Source organism: Rhizobium sp. M10 (assembly GCF_002531955.1).
Classification (GTDB): Bacteria; Pseudomonadota; Alphaproteobacteria; order Rhizobiales; family Rhizobiaceae; genus Rhizobium; species Rhizobium etli_C.
The window spans coordinates 494,883-516,182 of record NZ_NWTA01000002.1 but is presented as its reverse complement, the minus strand read 5'-3'; the positions used below and the strand labels follow the sequence as shown (position 1 = coordinate 516,182).

Below are 21,300 nucleotides of genomic sequence, written 5' to 3'. Positions count from 1 at the left end.
CTGCTCTTTGCAGCGCCATCCGAGCCTCCGCTTCGACATCTCCAAAACCGACATTTTCGGCAATCATTATTTTTTTGTAATTTGAACAGCCCGCCGCCCCGCAATAAGTTCGATCTCAACAAAGCGATCCCCGAGCGAAGCACCATCCCTACCCCCGGCGCCGCTTCGCAAGGGTGCCTTTGCAAATAGCCTCCGGCTTGGGCTTCGGCCCTGCGTGCCGGCGGAAGCAAAGTGCAAGAAGGCAGGAGCGCCCCCAGCTCCTGCCTTCTTAATTTTTTGGTTTCCCCTGATACAAATTCCCTTTTGAAATTAACCGATTATTGACAAAATCGTTGACATCAGGCGCTTGCGTGAAGGAAGTATGGGCCGACTTTCCTGGACCCCTTCCCCATGGCTTTTACCGCTGAAACTCTTGCAGCGGACGATCGCTTTCTCGCTGCGATCCTCCATTGCGCCGATCAGATGCTCACGATCTATCGTGAGAGCCCGCGCATCGCCTCGATTTTCGCCGCACAGCAGCGCTGGCTGATGGCCCATGCCGGCTTTGCGCTTCATTATGGCCATCCCGACTATGAAAAGAGCGGCCTCTATTCCGGCCGCTTCATCGATTTTGCGGTCAAGAACGACATCGCCAGCCGCAACACGGCCGCGGCCTTCATGCAGGAAATGCTGGCCTATCGCTTCCTGCGTCCGGCTCCTGGTGCCGACAAGCGCACACGCTATCTGGAACCCACCGAAATCGCCGAGCAGCATTTCACCCGATGGCTCGTCACCCACATGATGATCCTCGACAGCCTCGACGGCGGTAAGCGCGCCGACAGGATCGCCGCCGATCCCGTGGCGATGATGGCAGCGATCCAGCCCCGCATCGCAAAAGCAATCATCGGAAGCCAGGCGGTGCGCAGTCCGGGCCCCACCTTCAACCTCTTCAACTGGGCAAATTCCGGCGGGCTGGTGATGGACTACCTGATCTCGCGCCTTCCCGAATTTCCCCGGACGGCCGAGCGCGTCGCGGTCGGCCCCCTGTCGCTGCGGGAAATCCGCGACCAGTTCATGATATCGAACACGCACCTGAAGCGGCTTCTGACGCAGGCCTCAACCATGGAAAGCGTCGGCTGGACCGAACCGTCCCGCAAGGGCGACTTCTGGCTGTCGCGCCGCTTCATCCTTGAATACTGGAATTATCAGGCTGCGAAATTCGCCATCGTCGACGTCGCCGCCGAGGCGGTGCTCGGACCTGCGGTCCTGATCGAACCGCAGGCGAGACGCGTGGTCTGAATTAGTTCAGCAGTTCCTTGACGGTCGCCGAGGCCTTGGCGAAATCCATCTGGCCGGCATAACGCTCCTTGAGCGCGGCCATCACCTTGCCCATGTCCTTGGCGCCGACGGCACCGGTCTCGGCGATGATCGCCGAAACGTTGGCGCGCACTTCGCTCTCCGAAAGCTGCTTCGGCATGAAATCCTGGATGACGGTGATTTCGGCGCGCTCCTTGGCGGCGAGTTCCGGCCGGGAATTCTCCTCGTAGATCTTTGCCGATTCGTCGCGCTGCTTCACCATCTTGGCGAGAATCTGCAGGATCTCGTCGTCGCTCGCCTGCTCCTTGCCGGCGCCGCGATTGGCGATATCGCGATCCTTGATCGCGGCCTGAATCAGCCGGACGGTGGAAAGCCGCTCCGAATCCTTGGCCTTCATCGCCTCTTTCAGCTGGGTGGCGAGTTGATCGCGCAGCATGGTCTTTTCTCCTGATTTGATGCTGCTTCATAAACCACGCTGATGCGGGGGATCAAATAAATTGCGCGATCGGCGCGATAAAGCGCAGGAAAACAGCCGCAATCCCGGTTACAAAGATTGACGCTCAGCGATTGCGTGGCTATCTACCGCCACCTGCACCAAAATTCGTGATCAGGCCTGAAGCGCGCGGCATTGCCGCGTCCACACGCCTGCGAGATCAAATGGCAGCGAGCGCGGCAACGCGCATCGGCCGCCGGAAACGGGATGAAGATGACCGCGACAGCACCCTGGACAATCGAAAAGCCGACCGCCCTGCTCGTTCTTGCCGACGGCACGGTGATCGATGGCAAGGGCATCGGCGCCACGGGCAAGGTCCAGGCCGAGGTCGTCTTCAACACGGCGCTGACCGGCTATGAAGAGATCATGACCGACCCTTCCTACCTCGGCCAGATCGTCACCTTCACCTTTCCCCATATCGGCAATATCGGCACCAATGATGAGGACATCGAAGATCTGACGCCTGCCGCCCGCCACGGCGCCGTCGGCGTCATCTTCAAGGCCGACATCACCGAACCCTCGAACTACCGCGCCGCCAAACATCTCGACCAATGGCTGAAGGCGCGCGGCATCATCGGCCTCTGCGGCATCGACACCCGCGCACTGACCGCCTGGATCCGCGAGAACGGCGCTCCGAACGCAGTGATCGCCCACGATCCGAACGGCGTCTTCGACATCGAGACGCTGAAGGCCGAAGCCAAGGCCTGGAGCGGCCTCGAAGGCCTCGACCTCGCCAAGATCGCGACCTCGGGCCAGTCCTCGCAATGGACCCAGACGCCGTGGATATGGAACGAAGGCTACGGCGAGCTCGGTGCGGCCGATGCCAAGTATCACGTCGTCTGCCTCGACTACGGCGTCAAGCGCAACATTCTGCGCCTGTTTGCCGGCCTCGACTGCAAGGTGACCGTCGTGCCGGCGACAACGAGCGCCGAAGACGTGCTCGCCATGCAGCCGGACGGCATCTTCCTGTCGAACGGCCCCGGCGATCCGGCGGCAACCGGCGAATATGCCGTGCCCGTGATCAAGACGCTTGTTAAGACCGATATCCCGGTCTTCGGCATCTGCCTCGGCCATCAGATGCTCGGGCTGGCCCTCGGCGCCAAGACCGAGAAGATGCACCAGGGCCATCATGGCGCCAACCATCCCGTCAAGGATCACACGACCGGCAAGGTCGAAATCGTCTCGATGAACCACGGCTTCGCGGTCGACTCGAAGTCGCTGCCCGATGGCGTTGAAGAGACTCATATTTCGCTGTTCGACGGCACCAATTGCGGCCTGCGCGTGCTCGGCAAGCAGGTGTTCTCCGTCCAGCACCATCCGGAAGCCTCCCCCGGCCCGCAGGACAGCCACTATCTCTTCCGCCGCTTCATCAACATGGTGCGCGAGAAGAAGGGCGAACCGGCGCTCGCCGAACGCTGATTTCAAGAACTGCCGATTTCGCAAAGACCCGCTAAACCGGCAGCCACCAACGTGATGTGGAATCTGTTGATCTTGAAGGCAGCAAGGAGAGGAAGGACCGCTATCTGCCGAAGCGGTCTTTTTTCGTTATAGAGGAATAAGGCCGCGTTGCGCCAAAAGCCGCCATTCCGCCCCATGCGGGTGATTAGATCACGAATTCCTCCTCGTACGTTTGTGGTGCGGGAACGACCGTAACCTCCACCGGAACGATCCAATTGGCCGCGTAGCTCTCGCAGTCGGAACGCTGGAGGTCGGGCTGCACGCACCCCGCACCATCGATCGCGCGAGATCGCAGTATATATCGCCCCGCTTCTTCAGGGGTCCACATGTATTCCCACAAGCGCCATGCGAAGGGACGTTCTGTTTCGAGGAGCCTCCCCTCGCGCCAGCCCCTGCCATCTCCGGTGCAGACCTGCACCTGCCGGATAACAGCCTCTCCGCTCCAGGCGGCTCCGAAAATCCGATACGGTTGGCCGGCGACGAGACGCGCGCCCTGCACGGGACGCGCGATCTGCGCTTTGACCTCCATCTCCGCGAGGGGGACCAGCCTGGGTTCCCCGAGGCTGCGCTCCCAACGGAAATAGTCGCGCGCCTGCCAGTAGCCAAGGAACGGTTGCTCCACAACCGTGATATCAGTGATCCACTTGACCCAAGCCATGCCGAACCAGCCACCCACGACCGCGCGCAGCGGGTAGCCGTGATCGCGCGTCAACGGCTCCTCGTTCATCGAATAGGCAAGGATCGTGCTGTCAGCGACGGCCTTCTCAAGCGGCAAACTGCGCGCAAAAGCGATGGGGCCAGGAGAGGCCGTTTTCTTGTTCGTGTCGACGACGCCGCTGTCTGCGCCTACGAGCAGAACCTCACATGCGGTTCGCTTAACGCCCGCCATTTCTAAAATTTCGCGCAGAGGAACACCTGTCCACGCGGCATTGCCGACGGCTCCGTTCTGCCACTGCAACCCTTCCCTCGGCGGCACATAGTAGACGCGCCCGTTCCCTGCGCACTCGACGACGGCAGTGAAAGTCGTGCTCCGCATCGCCTTGATGCTGTCGAGGTCAAGTTCGATCGGCCGCTCCACCGCCCCGCCAACGCGCAATCTCCAGTCTCGCGCATCGAGGTCCGGCGACGGGAAATGGTTTCGCACGAAGAACAGCTCGGTTGGGATCAGCCAATCGGAGAGTGACGCAAACGGAAACTCGATATTCTCAGGGGATTTCTGTCGAACTATTAGACTGGGTTGCTCTGGTGTCGGCATCGTCCTCGTCTCCCCTTCCAAGAGCACAACGTTGGCACTCGGTCGCGCGAATTCCGGTTTGATCACACCGCCCCTCGCAGTGCGTCTGTCGCGTTCCGTCTTCGGCCCCATTCTAGCACATACCGCACGTTCCTCGGATCGACCTCGAACGGGAGCAAAAGGCCCGAATGCTGCTATGGGCCCCACGTCTCTTTCGCGTCCCCATGTCCGGAGGCTGGCGGCACCTACACCATCAAGAACGTTGTCGACAACGGTCTCGAAGGCAGTCGCGGAATGCTTGGCAAACAGACCAAGTTCCACAAAACTGCGGCTGAGCTCGGCGCAGGTTACACTGGAATCACGGTGGGCGCACAGGTGACAGCTACGGGTGTAACCAACGCGAACATCGATCCATCGGCTTGCAAGGACATCGATCCAATTATCACCGCATTCTGGGGAGGCCGCTGCCTGTAGGGGCGACAACCCGCGCGAACGTGAGCCTACGACCCAGGCTTGTGACAAAGTCGATCGAGCGTGTCTCGAAGTGCCGCGGCGGCCTGATCGCGCTCATCGGTAGACATAAGCTCGGGCTCAGCTTCCAATCTCAGGTGCGGCAGTTCGGTCCGGACGGTACGACGGCTGCGGACCAGATTTTCCTTCAGATCGACCACGCGATAGGTGGCGACCGGATAGGCTATTCCCTTTACGTGGACATGCCCCAGTTCCTCACACTCGATCGTGTCCTTCACTTGCGCAAACGTCTCATAAGAAATGAGCACGGTGCCCGGCGACGCTTCCTGCTCAAGGCGCGAGGCGAGATTCACGGCGCCGCCGATTATCGTGTAATCCATCCGGTCCTCGCTGCCGAAGTTGCCCACAGTGCAGTAGTCTGTGTGAATGCCAATGCGGCAGCGCAGCGGTGTTTCAATTCCGATATCGCGCCAGATTTCCCCAAGCTCGCTCATTCGCTTTTGCATGGCGAGAGCCATCTGCACGCAGGCGAGCGCGTCATCCTTGACGCCGCGGGTTTCCGGATCGCCGAAAAACATCAGGATGGCGTCTCCGACATACTTATCGATCGTCGCGCCGTGATCTGAAGCAATCTTCGACATTTCCGTCAGGTAGTGATTGAGGAGCTGTGTGAGATCCTCGGATTCCATTTTGTCTGTGGTTTCGGTAAAGCCGGCGATATCGGAGAAACATATCGTCAGCTTCTTCCGCTGGCTGGCGATCCTGACGTCCTGGCGGCCGGTGAATATGGAGTTATACACTTGCGGCGCCAGGTATTTCGCCAGCTTGCTGGAAAGCGCCTCGAGAGCTACGGATTTCTCGGCAAGGTTTTCCTCCCGTTGCTTCAGCTCGGTGATGTCCGAGTAGACGGCCACCGTGCCGCCAGCCGTGATCCGCCGCTCGCTAATCATGATCCATCGCCCGTCGCGACGCCGCTGCACCCACGTTTCACCAGGGTTGCGATGTCGCGAAAGCCGCTCGGCAACCCACTCCTCGACTCGCCCCTCAGCATCCTTGATGTAGCCGCCCTCGGCGGACCGGCGAACAATCTGCTCGAATGTCGTGCCGGGTGTCATTTCCTCCAGGCCGGCGTACAACAGCTCGCGGTAGCGGCTATTGCTTAGCACGAGCCTGTCCTCGCCATCGTACAGAGCGAATCCTTCGGAGATGCTCTCGATGGCATCCACAAGCCGCTGGCGCGCTTCCGCAACCTCGCGCAGGCTGTTTTCCTCCACCTCGACCGCAGTATCCCGGAACAGCCTGAGCGCCCCGGCCATGCGGCCGATTTCGTCGCGGCCTCCGGCGGGCATCTGCGCATGCAGATTGCCGCCCGCAATTGCCAGCATGCTTTGGCTTACCTCTCCCAGACGGGCGAGAAGGCTGCGGTCGACATAGAGCCAGACAACCAGAACCGAACTCAGGAGGCTTAGAAGGGCGGAGCCAAGGACAATGCCGGTGCCGTATCGCCGGACGACCGAGGCTTCGAGAGCGGACGCGGCGATCTCATGGTTTGCCTTTGCAACCAGGCGATCGACGGCCGCGGTAAGGTCGCGCGATAGCCGGCTGTTTTCAGCCAGAAGCTTTTCGCCCTGTGCAAGGACAGCAAACTCGTCCTGTCGTACCTTCGGGATCCCGTTCTCACCGTCGGTCAGCGACTTCAACTCGTCCAACCGTTGTTGGAAGCGGGTCCGCAACTTTTCGTCGATCTCGGTGGAGACCGTTTCGAGTACGGCGAGCGACCGGCGGAGCGGAAACAGGATCAGCTTCAGATCTCCCGGCGTATGCGCGTTGGCAGTTTTGACCAGCGCGTCGTTGACTGCTGAGATCTCCTGTTGCGCCCTCTGCTGGGGGATGTAGGCCGCGATTGCCTTGACCAGGTCGCTCGTCGCCGCAGCACGCGCGTCGGGTGGCGCGGCGGAATCAGCCACCGCTGCGCGCCACTGGGGAACCTTGGAGTTCATCACGACGATACCGGGCGCGACGAGACGCTGACTTGCATTTGTCGTGTCCGATAAGCGGCGCAGCAACGCCTCCTTGCGCTGAACCATGGTAAGGCGAACGGCCACAAGATAGTCGAGAGCATCGAGGTTTCGTCGTAGACCAATCACGGCGTCTTCGATTTCAGTCACCGCCGTCGCGCTGAATGCGGTGCCTTTAAGTGCGGCGAGCAACTCTTCGAGACGCCCCATCTCGACTCCGATCGCAGCCGAGACCTCGTTGTGCTGAACCGTGCTGGTCGCCGCCAGCACTGACGGCGCGGTGGAAGCAACCCTCTCAGCCTGGCGCGACAGTTGGAGAGAAGCGAGCGCCGTCGGCACCCGTTCCTTGGTGATGCGATCGACCACGTCGCCGACCTGAAGGAAGGCATAGAGAGCTGCGCCAGTCGCGAGCACTGCGAAGGTGCTGATGCCGAAGAAAGCGAGCAACAAGCGCCCGCGTATGCCGACGCGTTCAAACATAGCGGCAACCGCAAGGTCTGGCTTGCGCAGCCACTAAAGTCTGCACAGACTGGTCTAAAGCGATCCACCCGGCCGGCGGTTGACTATTCCAGCGGCACGTATTCGCCTCCCTTCCAGACATACCAAATCCAGCTTTGAACGGTGAGGTCGCCCTTGTCGTCGAAATCGACCCGGCCCATTACCGTTTCGAATTGATTACCTTGCATTGAGGCGATCACCTCTTGCGGCTTTAGAGAACCGGCCTTCTTCACCGCCTGCGACCAGACCTGGACGGCGGAGTAGCTGAGCAGCGTGTAGCCTGCGGGCTCGAAATTCTCGGCACGGAAACGCTCGACGACTTGAGCCGCCTGAGGGACGCGCCGTGGGTCCGCGCTAAACGTGAAGAGCGTACCCTCGGCGGCAGATCCGGCGATCAGTGCAAAATCCTCGCTTGCCATGCCATCGCCTGAGACGAGTTGAAGTGCGTAGGCGCGGTCTCGCGAAGAGCGAACCATAAGCGCGACCTCGGGCAAATACCCACCAACATACAACACGGCGATGCCGGCGCCCTGTAACGCCGAGATCTCGGCCGTATAGTCGTTCTTCCCAGGGGTGAAGGCCTCGTATATCGCTTCGGTGACACCCCGCATATTCAACTGCTTTCTGGTCTCGTCGGCGAGCCCCTTCCCATAGGTGGTGTTGTCGTGAAGGATCGCTATTTTCTTGTCACCCCAACGATCGGCCAAATAGTTGCCGGCTACCGCGCCCTGCGCGTCGTCGCGACCAATGACGCGGAAAACATTGGCACGACCTTGTTCGGTCAACAGCGGATTGGTCGAACCCGGTGAAATCTGTAGAATTCCCGCGGCCTCGTACACCTTGGATGCCGGGATCGAGGCCTGGGAACAGTAATGCCCGGCGACGAGCACCACACCGTCAGCCACCAGCTTCTGGGCGGCCGCCACAGCCTGCTCGGGATCGCAAAAGTCGTCGACCGTGATGAGTTGCACCTGGTGCCCGAGCACGCCGCCAGTCGCATTGATGTCGGCCACCGCCATCTCTGTGCCGCGCTGCATCTGCTCCCCGATCCAGGCGAGCGGTCCTGTGACCGGGCCTGCCGCTCCGATCAGGATCTCCGCCCGCGCTAGACTGCCAAGCGAAACGACGAGCGCGACGATAGCTGCAGTGATGCTGCTGCGCATGGTGTACCTCCTTGACAGCATACGCCAATTTAGTCCCGGCCGACAGCCCCCGCGCAGGCGCAGATATCTCCGCCATTCTGCAGCGCACTTGCCTCTTATCTCTATGGGCTGGTCAGGAGTTGACGTTCCTGCGGGCGTCAAAGTTCTTGCCGCCAAGGGCTGGGATTGGCGCCCTAAGCAGACATAGGAAGCAATGCCGTCACTCTGGAACACGACGGCGTCAGGAAGCGGTCGCCGCGCAATTTCTGACCGGACGTCTTCGCTTCCATGTTGACCTCAACCAGACTTGAGGAATTACAAACGCCCCGCGGACATCCGATGCAGGAGAAAATGGATGAGCGGAGCTTTCTTTCGTGTCGACAAGTTCGTCGTGCCGGCTACGGCGCGCGAGAAATTTCTCATCAAAGTGATGATGACCCATAAGCTGCGGGAGGCACAGGATGGTGTGATCGATCACAGCGTGCTGGAGCAGGTTCTATAACTCGCTATTACCGCCGATCACCACACTCTCACCAAGCGGGGCTGAAAGCCGCCGATTCTACGCTACAGCCCGAGATATTTTGAAAATCAGCGACGACGGCAGAAAGCAGCCTTACCCGTCATCACATCGCCGCCACGCCTCCATCGGCTTCGAATCCTGTCGATGTCAGGGAATCATGCTCGGCCATGCGCGACGACGCGATAGCCCTTCGACAGAAAGAAAATCATCTGCGCGTCCCAGTCGTCGAGCTGAGCGGCCAGCCATGGTGAAAAACAATCGGCTGAGCGTCCTTCGGACCCCAATCCTAGTAGAAAATCTGTACGTCGTCGTCGGTTGTGACGAAGCCCATGGTTGTGGAGTGTCGTGGGTGGCAGGCCCCGCGGCATGCGCGGTGGCCCAGCGGAAAGGAGAAGCTTGCGGCAAGCGCCGATGCCGAGATCAGGACGTCCCGGCGATTGAGCGGCAGGCCAAGGGGAAGGGAGGGAGGCATCGAGGAGTCTCCGCGAATTATTCAAAAAGCGGCGCGGTGGGATCATACGCAATTGCCACACATGAGCGAGCTTGTTTCGGCAGAAGGCTTCGCTGTGAGGTCAGGATGGCAAAGGTCGAAAAAGCGATCAATTCCGCCTCTCACCGAAATGCTCGCCATCCCGGCCCGGATCAGCTCTCGCTGGGCACAGGCGTCTTGAGGAGTTGTTGCTCCCACAGGAAGGCGATGCCGCTGCCGCCGAAGTGCTGGATGAGAATCTCGGTCAGCTCTTCGACATGCTCGGTGCGCGCCCAGTCGCGCTGCCATTCGCCAGCGAGCGCCATCACGGTCATCATGTTTGCGCCAGCCGCGATCATCCGCTGGATGGCGATCTGGTGGGACTCGGTCGAAACGCCACCCGACGCATCGGTGATCACGGACACGTCCCAGCCTTCGCCGAGGGCTTGGATGACAGGCATTGCGACGCAGACTTCGGTCCAAAGGCCTGCGACAATCAGTTGCTTGCGCCCGGTCGCCTTGACCACGTCCACCACCTTTTCGTCCTGCCAGGTGTTCACCCAAGTCCGGTCGATCACTTCCTGCTCCGGGAAGACGTCAGTGATCTGCTTGAAGAGGAGGCCACCACGACCCGCGATCACGCTGGTGAGAATGGTCGGAACATTGAAGGCTTTTGCTAGCTTCGCCAGCGCGGTCGTGTTGTTGACCACAGCTTGCGGATCGTGGCTGTTCAGATTCGCGAGCTGATAGGGCTGATGGTCGATCAGAACGAGGACCGAATCTTCGGGACGAAGAAGAGAATCGAGGCCGTTGCGAGGGGTCATCAAGAAATTCCTTTCTCTGCCGTTGTGGACGGCGGTGGGTTCGCAGGAAACATGCGCCAGCGGGCGACGTTGCCTCGACGCAATTTGCCGTTCCCTTCGATGGTGCAATAGTGCCAAAATCGAACTAGCTGTGTCGCGAAACGAGGAACGCCGAATTGGACATCGAAGATCTACAGACATTCGTTGCCGTAGCCGATGCCGGGGGTATATCGGCCGCCGCGCGTCGGCTCGGCGTCTCCAAGTCAATCGTCAGCCGTCGGCTCTTTCGGATTGAAGCGGAGCTTGGCGTCCAGCTTCTTGCGCGGACGACCCGCGGCGCCGCACTCACGGAAGCGGGAATCACGTTCAGGGACCATGCGGCCCGGGCCAGCGCCGAGATCGATACCGCCAGGGAAACGATCCTCCCCACCGGCGAGCTGCGCGGCCGTTTGAGGGTCGCAATGCCGCTTACTTTCGGCCCAACCCACTTCGCCCCCGTGCTCGCGGAAATGGCGCGTCTGCACCCGCAGCTTCACATCCATACCTCCTACAGCGATCGCTTCGTCGATCTCATCGCAGAGGGTTTTGATTGCGCGATTCGGGGTGCCTACCTCCAAGACTCAAACCTGATCGCGAAGCGTGTCGGGCCGATCCATGGAAAGCTTGTCGCCAGCCCGGCCTACATCAAAGCGCACGGTTCTCCTGAGACGGTAGAGCAGCTCGTCAACCATCAGGCCCTCATGCAGGGAACGGAAGCCTGGCAGTTCATGGATGGCAACAAGATCGTCACGGTTCAGCCGCAGGGCCAGTTCAAGGCCGACAGCGCCACGGCGCTTGCCGCGGCGGCGGCGGCAGGTCTCGGCATCGCGTGGCTCCCCGATTGCATCACGCATGAATATGTGGCCACTGGCGCATTGGTTCAGATCATGACGCGCTATCCGGTCCCTCCGGGGGCCGCGTATGTCGTACGCCCGCCGAGCCAGCATCCCACCCGCAAAGTGCGGGTGCTCACCGAAATGCTGGCTGAGTACTTCAAACGGAACCCGGAACTTTGGGGTGTGGATAGTTAAAACGCGAACTTTCTTGGTCTCGCTCCCCAGAAGCGGACTGTCAGTTCACGGCCCCAAGCCGGTCGTTCCTTCACGTCGAGCCCACCGATTGCTGTGGCGCACAGTTGCTATCCAGCTGTCGAAACCCGCCATATAGGAAGCAATGCCGTCACTCTGGAACACGACGGCTTCAGGAAGCGGTCGCCCCGTAATTTCAAGATAGTGACCGGGCGTCTTCGCTTCCATGTTGACCTCAACCAGACTTGAGGAATTACAAACGCCCGCGGACATCCGATGCAGGAGAAAATGGATGAGCGGAGCTTTCTATCGTGTCGACAAATTCGTCGTGCCGGCTACGGCGCGCGAGGAATTTCTCGTCAAAGTGATGATGACCCACAAGCTGCTGGAAGCACAGGAAGGTTTCATCGATCACAGGGTGCTGGAGCAGGTCGCCGGTCCCGGTGAATTCAATTTCGTCACCATCGCCGAATGGGAAAATACCGAGGTCGTCGAGCGTGCGCGGGCAGCCGTCGCCGCCGCCCACAAGGCCGCCAATTTCGATCCGCAGGAAATGTTTGCCCGTCTCGGCATTCGCGCCGATATCGCCAGCTACAAGCCCGTCGCCGCCTAAGGCCGGAAGGCCGGCTCAAGAGCCGGCCATCGCGCTTTCCCGGCGAAGGAGAAGATAGAAGCGTGCGCAGAGCATGACGGCGGCAGCCGCCAGTCCGACGAGGAAGCCGAACCAGATGCCGATGCCGCCGAAGCCGAGCGGGAAGGCAAAGGCCCAGGCGAGGAAGAAGCCGATCGGCCAATAGGCGATCAGCGCCATGATCATCGGCACGCGCGCATCTTTCAGGCCGCGCAGCAATCCATTGGCAATCACCTGCAGCCCGTCGACGAGCTGGAAAAGCCCGGCAACGACGATCAGCGGGCCGGCATAGGCCAGCACTTGCGGCGCCTCCGGCGAGTTGACGTCGAGAAACCAGCTGCCGAGGAATTGCGGCATGGTGGCGAAGAGCACCGAACCCACCGCCGAGATGGCGCAGGCAATGACAACAACCATGATCGAAGCGCGCACCAGCCCGTCATAATCGCCCTGCCCGTGCGCGACACCGATGCGCACCGTCGCCGCCTGGCTGAGACCGAGCGGGATCATGAAGGCGATCGAAGCCCATTGCAGGGCGATGCCGTGCGCGGCGAGTTCGATGGTGCCGATATAACCCATCAGCAGCGACGCGACCGTAAACAGACTGACCTCGGCAAGCACGGTGACGCTGATCGGGAAACCGAGCCGGAGGACCTCCAGCAGCGCGTGCCAGTCCGGCTTCCAAAACCGCACAAAGATCTCGTAGCGCCGCGTCTCTTCCCGCCGCTGGACAAAGACGAGGATGAAGAGGAAGCCCGCCGTCTGTACGACCACCGAGACGATCGCCGCACCCTCGAGCCCCATTGCCGGAAAGCCGAAATGGCCGAGCACGAGGGCATAGGCGAAGATCGCATTCATCACCAGCGTGACGATGGTGACGTTGAGGATGATGCCCGCCTTGCCGATGGCGCTGACGAGCGCCCGCATCACGTTGAAAAGCAGGGCCGGCAGCACGCCGAATTGGCCAATCATGATATAGCCGTGGGCGAGCCTAGCCACCTCCGGCTTCTGCTGTGCAAAAAGCAGGATCTGTTCCGCATTGAAAAAGGCCGGTTGCGCGATGATCCAGAATCCGATCACCACCCAGAGCCCCATGCGCAGCGATCGGCGCACCGAGACGACGTCGCCGCGGCCATAGGCCTGCGCCACCATCGGAATGACGGCGATGGCAAAGCCCGAACCGAAGATCAGGATCGTGAACAGGAACTGAGCCGACAGCACCATGGCCGCCAGCTGCTCGGCGCCGAGACGCCCGACGATCATCACGTCGGTCGTGTGTATGCCAAGCTGAGCGAGCTGGGCGCCGACCAGTGGAATGCCGAGCGCCAGCGTCGCACGGAAATGTGCGCCCCAACGGTTATCGTTTGTCGGCGCAAGCCTGCGCGCGTCGATCGGCGTGTCCATGACACCAGTCCTGTGATTGAAATCTGCAACGCCGCCTAATGAAGCGGCAAAATATCATTCGGACTTAGATCAAAGCCTCGCAAAGAACTACCCCAGAACGGGAAGATGATGAAAAATTCATCATGGCATCACTATTTCTGATTGATCAGCCCGCCGCTTCCAGCGCCTCGGCCGGCTCACGGAGCCTAACCCTGGTGAGGAATACGCCGGCGGCCAGCAGGATGAGCACGGCGGCGGTGAGATAAGGCGCACCGGCAAAGGTGACGGGCGCCTCGGGCCGCGTGAAATAGCCGAACATCTGCGTGAAGATCAGCGGCCCGACGATCGTGGTGATGCTGCTGAGGCTGGTCAGCGCGCCCTGCAGCTCGCCTTGCGCCGAAGGCGGCACTTTGCCGGCGGCGATGCTGCGCAGCGGCGGATCGGCGACGTTTTCGATGACAGTCGCAACGATGACGACGTAGACGACCCACCCCTCCCAGGCGAAGGCATAGCCGGTCAGTCCCGCAGCCGAGAAGCACAGGCCGAGGAGAGCGGTCTTCCACTCGCCGAGCAGGGGCACGATCCGCGGCAGGACGAACCCCATGACGAGCGCGGCACCGATCCCGTAGATACCGAGCGACAGACCGATCTGCCCCTCGCTCCAGCCGTAACGATAGGTCGAGACGAACGACCAGACGGACGGATAGACGGCATGCGCCAGGAAAAACAGGAACATCACCAGGCTGACCCAGCCAATGCCGGGGTAGTGACGCATCTGGCGCAGCGCGCCGAGCGGGTTGGCGCGCTTCCACTCGAAGCGGCGGCGGTTCTTCGCTTCCAGCGTTTCCGGCAGCAGGAAGCAGGCGGCGATGAAATTGAGAAGCGACAGCGCTGCCGCGCCAAGGAACGGCACACGCGGTCCGAACTCGCCGAGAACGCCGCCGATGACGGGGCCGATCGTGAAGCCGACGCCGAAGGCGATGCCGATCAGCCCGAAATTCTTCGCCCGGTTCTCCTCGGTGCTGATATCGGCGATGTAGGCCGAGCATGTGGCGAAGCTGCCGCCGCTGATGCCGGCAAGCACGCGGCCGACGAACAGCATCCAGAAGCTGGTGGCGATGCCGCAGATGAAATTGTCGATCGCAAAGGTCAGCACCGACAATAAAAGGATCGGCCGGCGGCCGAAACGGTCCGACAGGTTTCCGAGCAGCGGCGCGAACAGGAACTGCATGCCGGCATAGACGAGCATCAGCCAGCCGCCGTCGATCGCCGCATCGCTGACGCTGCCGCCGGTCAGTTGCTCCAGATAGGCCGGCAGCACCGGCATGATGATGGCGATGCCGATAATGTCGAGGAAGAGGATGATGAAGACCAGGAAAAGGCCGCGGCGAACGAATTTCGGGTCAAGCATGAGGCATCTCTACAGCGATTGTTTCTGAAAAGACGATCTCGTCGCCGCTCAAGTGACATAGCTCAGAAAAGAAAACGAAACAATCCGTGAACATTTCAAAGTTTTGATGCAGCTGTACGGGAAGTTCATGAAATCCCTCAACCGCCGGGCGGCGATCACGGCGACGACGCGCTGCTGCCGGCGGGCGTTATCCCGAACATATGCTGCGGCATATGGATAGTGAGAAGTAAGTATGGGCCGAGAGGCCCGAAGCGAAGGTCCTGCCGTGAGGCCCCCTCATCCGCCTGCCGGCACCTTCTCCCCGAGGGGAGAAGAGGACAAGCCGCAAGCCTCCGTTCTCACCACAAACGCTTCTATTGGAATGCAACATCGCCACGAATCTCTTCTCCCCGACGGGGAGAAGGTGCCGGCAGGCGGATGAGGGGGCGACGCTCGCAAACCTTGGCGAAGCAACCTCAAACCGGCCCCGAGAACGTATCGCAGGCCGACAATTGTCCGCTGTCGAAACCGCGCTTGAACCATCTGACGCGCTGTTGCGAGGTGCCGTGGTTGAAACTCTCGGGCACGACGTAACCCTGCGACCGTTTCTGCAGCGTATCGTCACCGATCTGCTGGGCGGCGTTCAGTGCCTCCTCCAGGTCGCCGGATTCCAGCAGGCCCTTCTGCTGGGTATATTTGCCCCAGATGCCGGCGAAGCAGTCAGCCTGCAGCTCGACGCGCACCGACATCTTGTTGGCGTCGTCCTCGCTCATGCGCTGCCGGGCCTCGTTGAACTTCGGCAGGATACCGAGCAGGTTCTGCACATGGTGGCCGACCTCGTGGGCGACGACATAGGCTTCGGCGAAATCGCCCGAAGCGCCGAACCGGTCGGAGAGTTCCTGGAAGAAATCCGTGTCGAGATAGACCTTGTGATCGCCTGGGCAATAGAATGGACCGGTCGCGGCAGAGGCAAAGCCGCAGGCCGATTGCGTTTGTCCCGAGAAGAGCACGAGGCGCGGCTCCTGGTAATTCTGCCCCTGTGCCTGGAAGATGCCGTTCCATGTATCCTCGGTCTCGGCGAGCACAGTGCGCATAAAGGCGGTCATCTCGTCATTGGCTGGCGTGCGTGTTCCTTCGGACTGGCTCTGCTCGTAGCCGGGGCCGCTGGTCATGCTGCCGGTGTCGAGCACCTGCAGCAGGTCGATGCCCATCAGCTTGAAGATGAAATAGATGACGACGAGGAAGATGATCGTGCCGATGCTCAAGCCGCCGCCGGCGCGGCGAACGCCGCCGCCGGAAGGAAAGTTGAAGCCGCCGCCGCGGCCGAACCCGCCGCCGCCCGGATCGCCGCGGCGATCCTCGATATTGTCGGACTGACGCCGGCCTCTCCATTCCATCTTCGTTCTCCCCGACAATGCCCATGCTTCTTACTTCAGGAATCTATATATCCGTCGATGGCAGGAATTCCAGCGACTTCATCGGGCGACAGGCCAGCTCTTTTGGGGCATACGATCGTGGCGAGCGCGCAGCCGATCGGCACGCCGCTTCAGATAAAGAAGGCGCCCTAAGCGCTTGACGGGAGTCCCGCTTTGGCTCTTCCTGATCAGGAGAAGAATTCGGGAGGACAAGCCGATGAAGGCCGTGCGCCTGGAAGCAACCGGAAAATTGCAGCTCTGCGAGATCGGCAAGCCCGTGCCGGGGCCGGGCGAATTGCTGGTCCGCATTGAGGCCTGCGGCATCTGCGGCACCGACCGCCATATCTTCCATGGCGAATTTCCTTCCAAGCCGCCGGTGACGCTCGGCCATGAATTTGCCGGCATCGTCGAGGCGGTCGGCAGCGGCGTGACCGATTTTCTCCCCGGCATGCGCGTGACGGGCGATCCTAACATCTCTTGCGGCGGCTGCGAGGAATGCCGGCGCGGCCGGGTCAATCTCTGCCGGAAGCTGCAGGCGATCGGCATCCACCGCGACGGCGGCTTTGCCGAATATGTCTGCATGCCTGAAAGCCAGGCTTTCGCTCTGCCGGCCGATCTCGATCCGCTCCACGGCGCCTTCTGCGAACCGCTGGCCTGCTGCATTCACGGCGTCGATCTCGCCGGGCTGAAAACCGGCGCGTCGGCCATCGTGATCGGCGGCGGCGTCATCGGCCTGCTCACCCTACAGCTGGCACGGCTCGCCGGAGCGACCCGCATCGTGCTGGTGACGCGCAGCGCCGAAAAGCGGCGGCTGGCCGAAAGCCTCGGCGCGACCGCGACGGCCGATCCGGGGGACGGCGACATCATTGCCCGCATCATTGCCGAAGACGGACTGCTGCCCGGCGGCGCCGACGTCGTCTTCGAATGCGCCGGCGTGGCCGAGACCATGCAGCAGGCGCCCCGGCTTGCCCGGCGCGGCGGCACTGCCGTCATTTTGGGCGTCATGCCGCAGGGCGCAATGATCGAGGTCGAACCCTTCGATCTGCTGTTTCGCGAAGTTGCGCTGATTAGCTCCTTCGTCAACCCCTTCACCCATGGTCGAGCCGCCGATCTCATCGCCTCCGGCAGGATCAAGGTCGAGCCGCTGATATCCAGGCGGATCGGGCTCGAGGAGGCCCCGGAAGCGATCACCAATCCGGCGCGCGGCGGCGAAATCCGGGTGCTCGTCGTGCCGGACGGGAAATAGCTTTCACGCCATATCCGGATTCCTGTCGATTCCGCGATTTATGGGGTTCCGTTTGCAAATACATTTGCCTATAAGCCGCTTCTAGCCTGAAAAGACCCTCAATGCGCGACCCGACCCGGTGATCTCCCACCCTGGCCGGCTTTTTGCGCAGCCAGACAATGGATATCGCCCATGCCGAAGCGCCAAGACATCAAATCGATCCTCATCATCGGCGCGGGACCGATCGTCATTGGCCAGGCTTGCGAGTTCGATTATTCCGGCACCCAGGCCTGCAAGGCGCTGAAGGAGGAAGGCTACCGCGTCATCCTCGTCAACTCCAACCCGGCGACGATCATGACCGATCCGGGCCTGGCCGACGCCACTTACGTCGAGCCGATCACCCCCGAGGTCGTCGCCAAGATCATCGCCAAGGAGCGCCCGGATGCGCTGCTGCCGACCATGGGCGGCCAGACGGCGCTGAACACCGCGCTGTCGCTGAAGCGCATGGGCGTGCTCGACCGCTACAATGTCGAAATGATCGGCGCCAAACCCGCCGCCATCGACATGGCCGAGGACCGCGCGCTGTTCCGCGAGGCCATGGCCCGCATCGGCCTGGAAACGCCGCGCTCGATGCTGGCGAACGCCACCGACATCAAGGACCTCGATCGCAAGACCCACGAGGCCGAGCGCAGCAAGCTGCGCGAAAGCCTCTCGGGCTCCGACCTCGACAAGGGGCTGGACGAGCTGGAAAACCAGTGGAACCTCGGCGAGAGCGACCGCAAGCAGCGTTATTTGAACCACGCCATGGCGATCGCCGCCCAGGCGCTCGACCATGTCGGCCTGCCCGCCATCATCCGCCCCTCCTTCACGCTCGGCGGCACCGGCGGCGGCATTGCCTATAACCGCTCGGAATTCTTCGAGATCGTCGGCGGCGGCCTCGATGCGTCCCCGACGACGGAAGTCCTGATCGAGGAATCCGTACTCGGCTGGAAGGAGTATGAGATGGAGGTCGTCCGCGACAAGGCGGACAACTGCATCATCATCTGCTCGATCGAGAATATCGATCCGATGGGTGTCCATACCGGCGATTCGATCACCGTCGCTCCGGCGCTGACGCTGACCGACAAGGAATACCAGATCATGCGCAACGCCTCGATCGCGGTGCTGCGCGAGATCGGCGTCGAGACCGGCGGCTCGAACGTCCAGTTCGCCGTCAACCCGAAGGACGGCCGCCTCGTCGTCATCGAAATGAACCCGCGTGTGTCGCGCTCTTCGGCGCTGGCCTCCAAGGCCACCGGCTTCCCAATCGCCAAGGTCGCCGCCAAACTCGCCATCGGTTACACGCTCGACGAACTCGAAAACGACATCACCGGCGGCGCCACACCCGCCTCCTTCGAGCCGTCGATCGATTATGTCGTCACCAAGATCCCGCGCTTCGCCTTCGAGAAATTCCCCGGCGCCTCGCCGGTGCTGACCACCGCTATGAAATCGGTCGGCGAAGTCATGGCGATCGGCCGTACCTTTGCCGAATCGCTGCAGAAGGCGCTGCGCGGCCTCGAAACCGGCCTGACCGGTCTCGACGAGATCGAAATCCCGGATTTCGAAGAAGGCGAATCCAGCCAGAACGCCATCCGCGCCGCCATCGGCACGCCGACGCCCGATCGCCTGCGCATGGTCGCCCAGGCGCTGCGTCAGGGTCTCAGCATCGAAGAGGTGCACGAGGGCTGCAAGATCGACCCCTGGTTCATCGCCGAGCTCAAGAACATCGTCGACATGGAAGCCCGCATCCGCGAGCACGGCCTGCCCGGCGATGGCGACAACCTGCGCATGCTGAAAGCGATGGGCTTCTCCGACGCGCGTCTGGCGACCCTGACCGGCAAGCGCCCGAAGGAAGTCGCCGAATTGCGCAACGGTCTGAACGTCCGCCCCGTTTTCAAGCGCATCGACACCTGCGCGGCCGAATTCGCTTCGCCGACCGCCTACATGTATTCGACCTACGAGACGCCCTTCGTCGGCGCCGCACGCTCGGAGGCTCAGGTTTCGGACCGCAAGAAGGTCGTCATCCTCGGCGGCGGCCCGAACCGCATCGGCCAGGGCATCGAGTTCGACTATTGCTGCTGCCATGCCGCCTTCGCGCTGAAGGATGCAGGCTATGAAGCGATCATGATCAACTGCAACCCGGAAACCGTCTCGACCGACTACGACACGTCCGACCGTCTCTATTTCGAGCCACTGACGGCGGAAGACGTGATCGAGATCCTGCGCGCCGAGCAGGAAAAGGGCGAAGTCGTCGGCGTCATCGTCCAGTTCGGCGGCCAGACGCCGCTGAAGCTTGCCGAGGCGCTGGAAAAGAACGGCATCCCGATCCTCGGCACCGCGCCCGACATGATCGATCTGGCCGAAGACCGCGACCGCTTCCAGAAGCTTCTGATGAAGCTCGACCTCAACCAGCCGAACAACGGCATCGCCTATTCGGTCGAGCAGGCCCGTCTCGTCGCCGCCGAAATCGGCTTCCCGCTGGTCGTGCGCCCATCCTACGTGCTCGGCGGCCGCGCCATGCAGATCCTGCATTCGGAAGGCCAGCTGCAGACCTACCTGCTCGACACGGTGCCGGAACTGGTGCCCGAGGATATCAAGCAGCGCTATCCCAACGACAAGACCGGCCAGATCAACACCCTGCTCGGCAAGAACCCGCTGCTCTTCGACAGCTACCTCACCCACGCCATCGAAGTCGACGTCGATTGCCTGTCTGACGGCACTGATGTGTACGTCGCCGGCATCATGGAGCATATCGAGGAAGCCGGCATCCACTCCGGCGATAGCGCCTGTTCGCTGCCGCCGCGCTCGCTGCCCGTCGAACTGCTCGACGAGCTGGAGCGCCAGGCAAAGGCGATGGCGAAGGCGCTCAATGTCGGTGGCCTGATGAATGTCCAGTTCGCCATCAAGGACGGCACCGTCTACGTGCTCGAAGTCAACCCGCGCGCTTCGCGCACCGTGCCTTTCGTCGCCAAGACCATCGGCGCGCCGATCGCCAAGATCGCCGCCCGCGTCATGGCCGGCGAGAAGCTCGACGCGACCTTTGCCGCCTACGGCGAGAAGCCCGATCCGCGCAAGCTCACGCATATCGCCGTCAAGGAAGCCGTCTTCCCCTTCGCCCGCTTCCCCGGCGTCGACACGCTGCTTGGGCCCGAAATGCGCTCGACTGGTGAAGTCATCGGCCTCGACACCGATTTTGCGCTGGCCTTCGCCAAATCGCAGCTCGGCGCCGGCGTCGAACTGCCGCGTGACGGCACGGTCTTCGTCTCAGTGCGCGACGAGGACAAGCCGCGCGTGCTGCCGGCGATCCGCATTCTCGTCGAACAGGGCTTCAAGGTGCTGGCAACAGGCGGCACCGCCCGCTTCCTCGGCGAAAACGGCATCACCGCCACCAAGATCAACAAGGTTCTGGAAGGCCGCCCGCACATCGAGGACGCAATCCGCAACCGCCAGGTCCAGCTCGTCATCAACACCACCGACGGCAACAAGGCGATCTCGGATTCCAAGTCGCTGCGCCGCGCGACGCTGATGCAGAAGGTGCCCTATTACACCACGATGGCCGGCGCCGAAGCCGCCGCCCAGGCGATCAAGGCGCTGAAGGCCGGCAATCTCGAAGTGCGGCCGCTGCAGAGCTACTTCGCCTGAGATCAGAGCAATTCCAGCAAACCCGTGCCGCGGTTTTGCGTCCGGAATAGAGTATGAATTGGAACTTCGTCAGCGCTCCTTGAGCGCTGACGCTGAGTTCAACCAGAAT

General features: G+C 61.7%; 15 protein-coding genes and 2 pseudogenes. 7 read left to right on the top strand and 10 right to left on the bottom strand.

What is annotated here, in order from left to right; all coding sequences use genetic code 11:
- Window positions 1-390: 390 nt before the first annotated feature.
- Complete coding sequence (locus CO671_RS04255) at window positions 391-1,278, top strand: hypothetical protein (RefSeq protein ID WP_097604723.1); 888 nt, start codon at window positions 391-393, stop codon at window positions 1,276-1,278.
- A gap of 1 nt (window position 1,279) precedes the next feature.
- Here CO671_RS04255 and CO671_RS04250 read toward each other — a convergent pair whose 3' ends face one another.
- Window positions 1,280-1,732: a GatB/YqeY domain-containing protein gene (locus CO671_RS04250; RefSeq protein WP_077991780.1), complete on the bottom strand. Its 453-nt coding sequence runs from the start codon at window positions 1,730-1,732 to the stop codon at window positions 1,280-1,282.
- Between the two features lie 270 nt (window positions 1,733-2,002).
- Here CO671_RS04250 and carA point away from each other — a divergent pair, with 270 nt between their 5' ends.
- On the top strand, window positions 2,003-3,208 hold the full coding sequence (carA, locus tag CO671_RS04245; RefSeq protein ID WP_097605070.1) for a glutamine-hydrolyzing carbamoyl-phosphate synthase small subunit: 1,206 nt from the start codon (window positions 2,003-2,005) through the stop codon (window positions 3,206-3,208).
- A gap of 184 nt (window positions 3,209-3,392) precedes the next feature.
- On the opposite strand, the gene CO671_RS04240 is transcribed toward carA, so the two are convergent.
- The 3 genes from CO671_RS04240 to CO671_RS04225 all read right to left on the bottom strand — a co-directional run bounded on the left by CO671_RS04240 (window position 3,393) and on the right by CO671_RS04225 (window position 8,631).
- Window positions 3,393-4,502 carry a sulfite oxidase gene (locus CO671_RS04240; protein ID WP_280953315.1) on the bottom strand — a complete coding sequence of 370 codons (1,110 nt, stop codon included), beginning with the start codon at window positions 4,500-4,502 and terminating at the stop codon, window positions 3,393-3,395.
- A 479-nt stretch (window positions 4,503-4,981) separates the two neighbouring features.
- Entirely contained in the window at window positions 4,982-7,450 is a 2,469-nt protein-coding gene (locus CO671_RS04230; RefSeq protein ID WP_097604716.1) for an adenylate/guanylate cyclase domain-containing protein, read from the bottom strand.
- Between the two features lie 83 nt (window positions 7,451-7,533).
- Window positions 7,534-8,631, bottom strand: coding sequence for a branched-chain amino acid ABC transporter substrate-binding protein (locus CO671_RS04225; protein ID WP_097604714.1), 1,098 nt, complete (start codon window positions 8,629-8,631; stop codon window positions 7,534-7,536).
- A gap of 334 nt (window positions 8,632-8,965) precedes the next feature.
- Between CO671_RS04225 and CO671_RS04220 the strand changes: the two are divergent.
- Window positions 8,966-9,106, top strand: a pseudogene (locus CO671_RS04220) (antibiotic biosynthesis monooxygenase); the annotation flags it as partial.
- A 191-nt stretch (window positions 9,107-9,297) separates the two neighbouring features.
- Here CO671_RS04220 and CO671_RS34110 read toward each other — a convergent pair.
- Window positions 9,298-9,602, bottom strand: a pseudogene (locus CO671_RS34110) (alpha/beta hydrolase); the annotation flags it as partial.
- A 170-nt stretch (window positions 9,603-9,772) separates the two neighbouring features.
- Window positions 9,773-10,423 carry a hydrolase gene (locus CO671_RS04210; RefSeq protein WP_097604711.1) on the bottom strand — a complete coding sequence of 217 codons (651 nt, stop codon included), beginning with the start codon at window positions 10,421-10,423 and terminating at the stop codon, window positions 9,773-9,775.
- Window positions 10,424-10,578: 155 nt separating this feature from the next.
- Between CO671_RS04210 and CO671_RS04205 the strand changes: the two genes are divergently transcribed.
- Window positions 10,579-11,472 carry a LysR family transcriptional regulator gene (locus tag CO671_RS04205; protein WP_097604708.1) on the top strand — a complete coding sequence of 298 codons (894 nt, stop codon included), beginning with the start codon at window positions 10,579-10,581 and terminating at the stop codon, window positions 11,470-11,472.
- A gap of 45 nt (window positions 11,473-11,517) precedes the next feature.
- On the opposite strand, the gene CO671_RS33245 is transcribed toward CO671_RS04205, so the two are convergent.
- Entirely contained in the window at window positions 11,518-11,697 is a 180-nt protein-coding gene (locus tag CO671_RS33245; protein WP_141514447.1) for a hypothetical protein, read from the bottom strand.
- 64 nt (window positions 11,698-11,761) lie between these two features.
- On the opposite strand from CO671_RS33245, the gene CO671_RS04200 reads away from it, so the two are divergent.
- Window positions 11,762-12,082: an antibiotic biosynthesis monooxygenase gene (locus CO671_RS04200; protein WP_097604706.1), complete on the top strand. Its 321-nt coding sequence runs from the start codon at window positions 11,762-11,764 to the stop codon at window positions 12,080-12,082.
- 15 nt (window positions 12,083-12,097) lie between these two features.
- Here the strand turns inward: CO671_RS04200 and CO671_RS04195 are convergent, their stop codons facing one another.
- From CO671_RS04195 to CO671_RS04185, 3 genes are all read right to left on the bottom strand, one after another.
- Window positions 12,098-13,501, bottom strand: a complete 1,404-nt coding sequence (locus CO671_RS04195; protein ID WP_097604703.1) for an MATE family efflux transporter — start codon at window positions 13,499-13,501, stop codon at window positions 12,098-12,100.
- Window positions 13,502-13,646: 145 nt separating this feature from the next.
- Entirely contained in the window at window positions 13,647-14,891 is a 1,245-nt protein-coding gene (locus CO671_RS04190; protein WP_097604700.1) for a TCR/Tet family MFS transporter, read from the bottom strand.
- Window positions 14,892-15,346: 455 nt separating this feature from the next.
- Complete coding sequence (locus CO671_RS04185) at window positions 15,347-16,267, bottom strand: neutral zinc metallopeptidase (protein WP_097604697.1); 921 nt, start codon at window positions 16,265-16,267, stop codon at window positions 15,347-15,349.
- 235 nt (window positions 16,268-16,502) lie between these two features.
- Between CO671_RS04185 and CO671_RS04180 the strand changes: the two genes are divergently transcribed.
- The gene (locus CO671_RS04180; protein WP_097604694.1) at window positions 16,503-17,531 is read left to right on the top strand and encodes a zinc-dependent alcohol dehydrogenase family protein; all 1,029 of its coding nucleotides are present in this window, start codon (window positions 16,503-16,505) and stop codon (window positions 17,529-17,531) included.
- 171 nt (window positions 17,532-17,702) lie between these two features.
- Window positions 17,703-21,191: a carbamoyl-phosphate synthase large subunit gene (gene carB / locus CO671_RS04175; protein ID WP_097604692.1), complete on the top strand. Its 3,489-nt coding sequence runs from the start codon at window positions 17,703-17,705 to the stop codon at window positions 21,189-21,191.
- The last annotated feature ends 109 nt before the right edge of the window (window positions 21,192-21,300 follow it).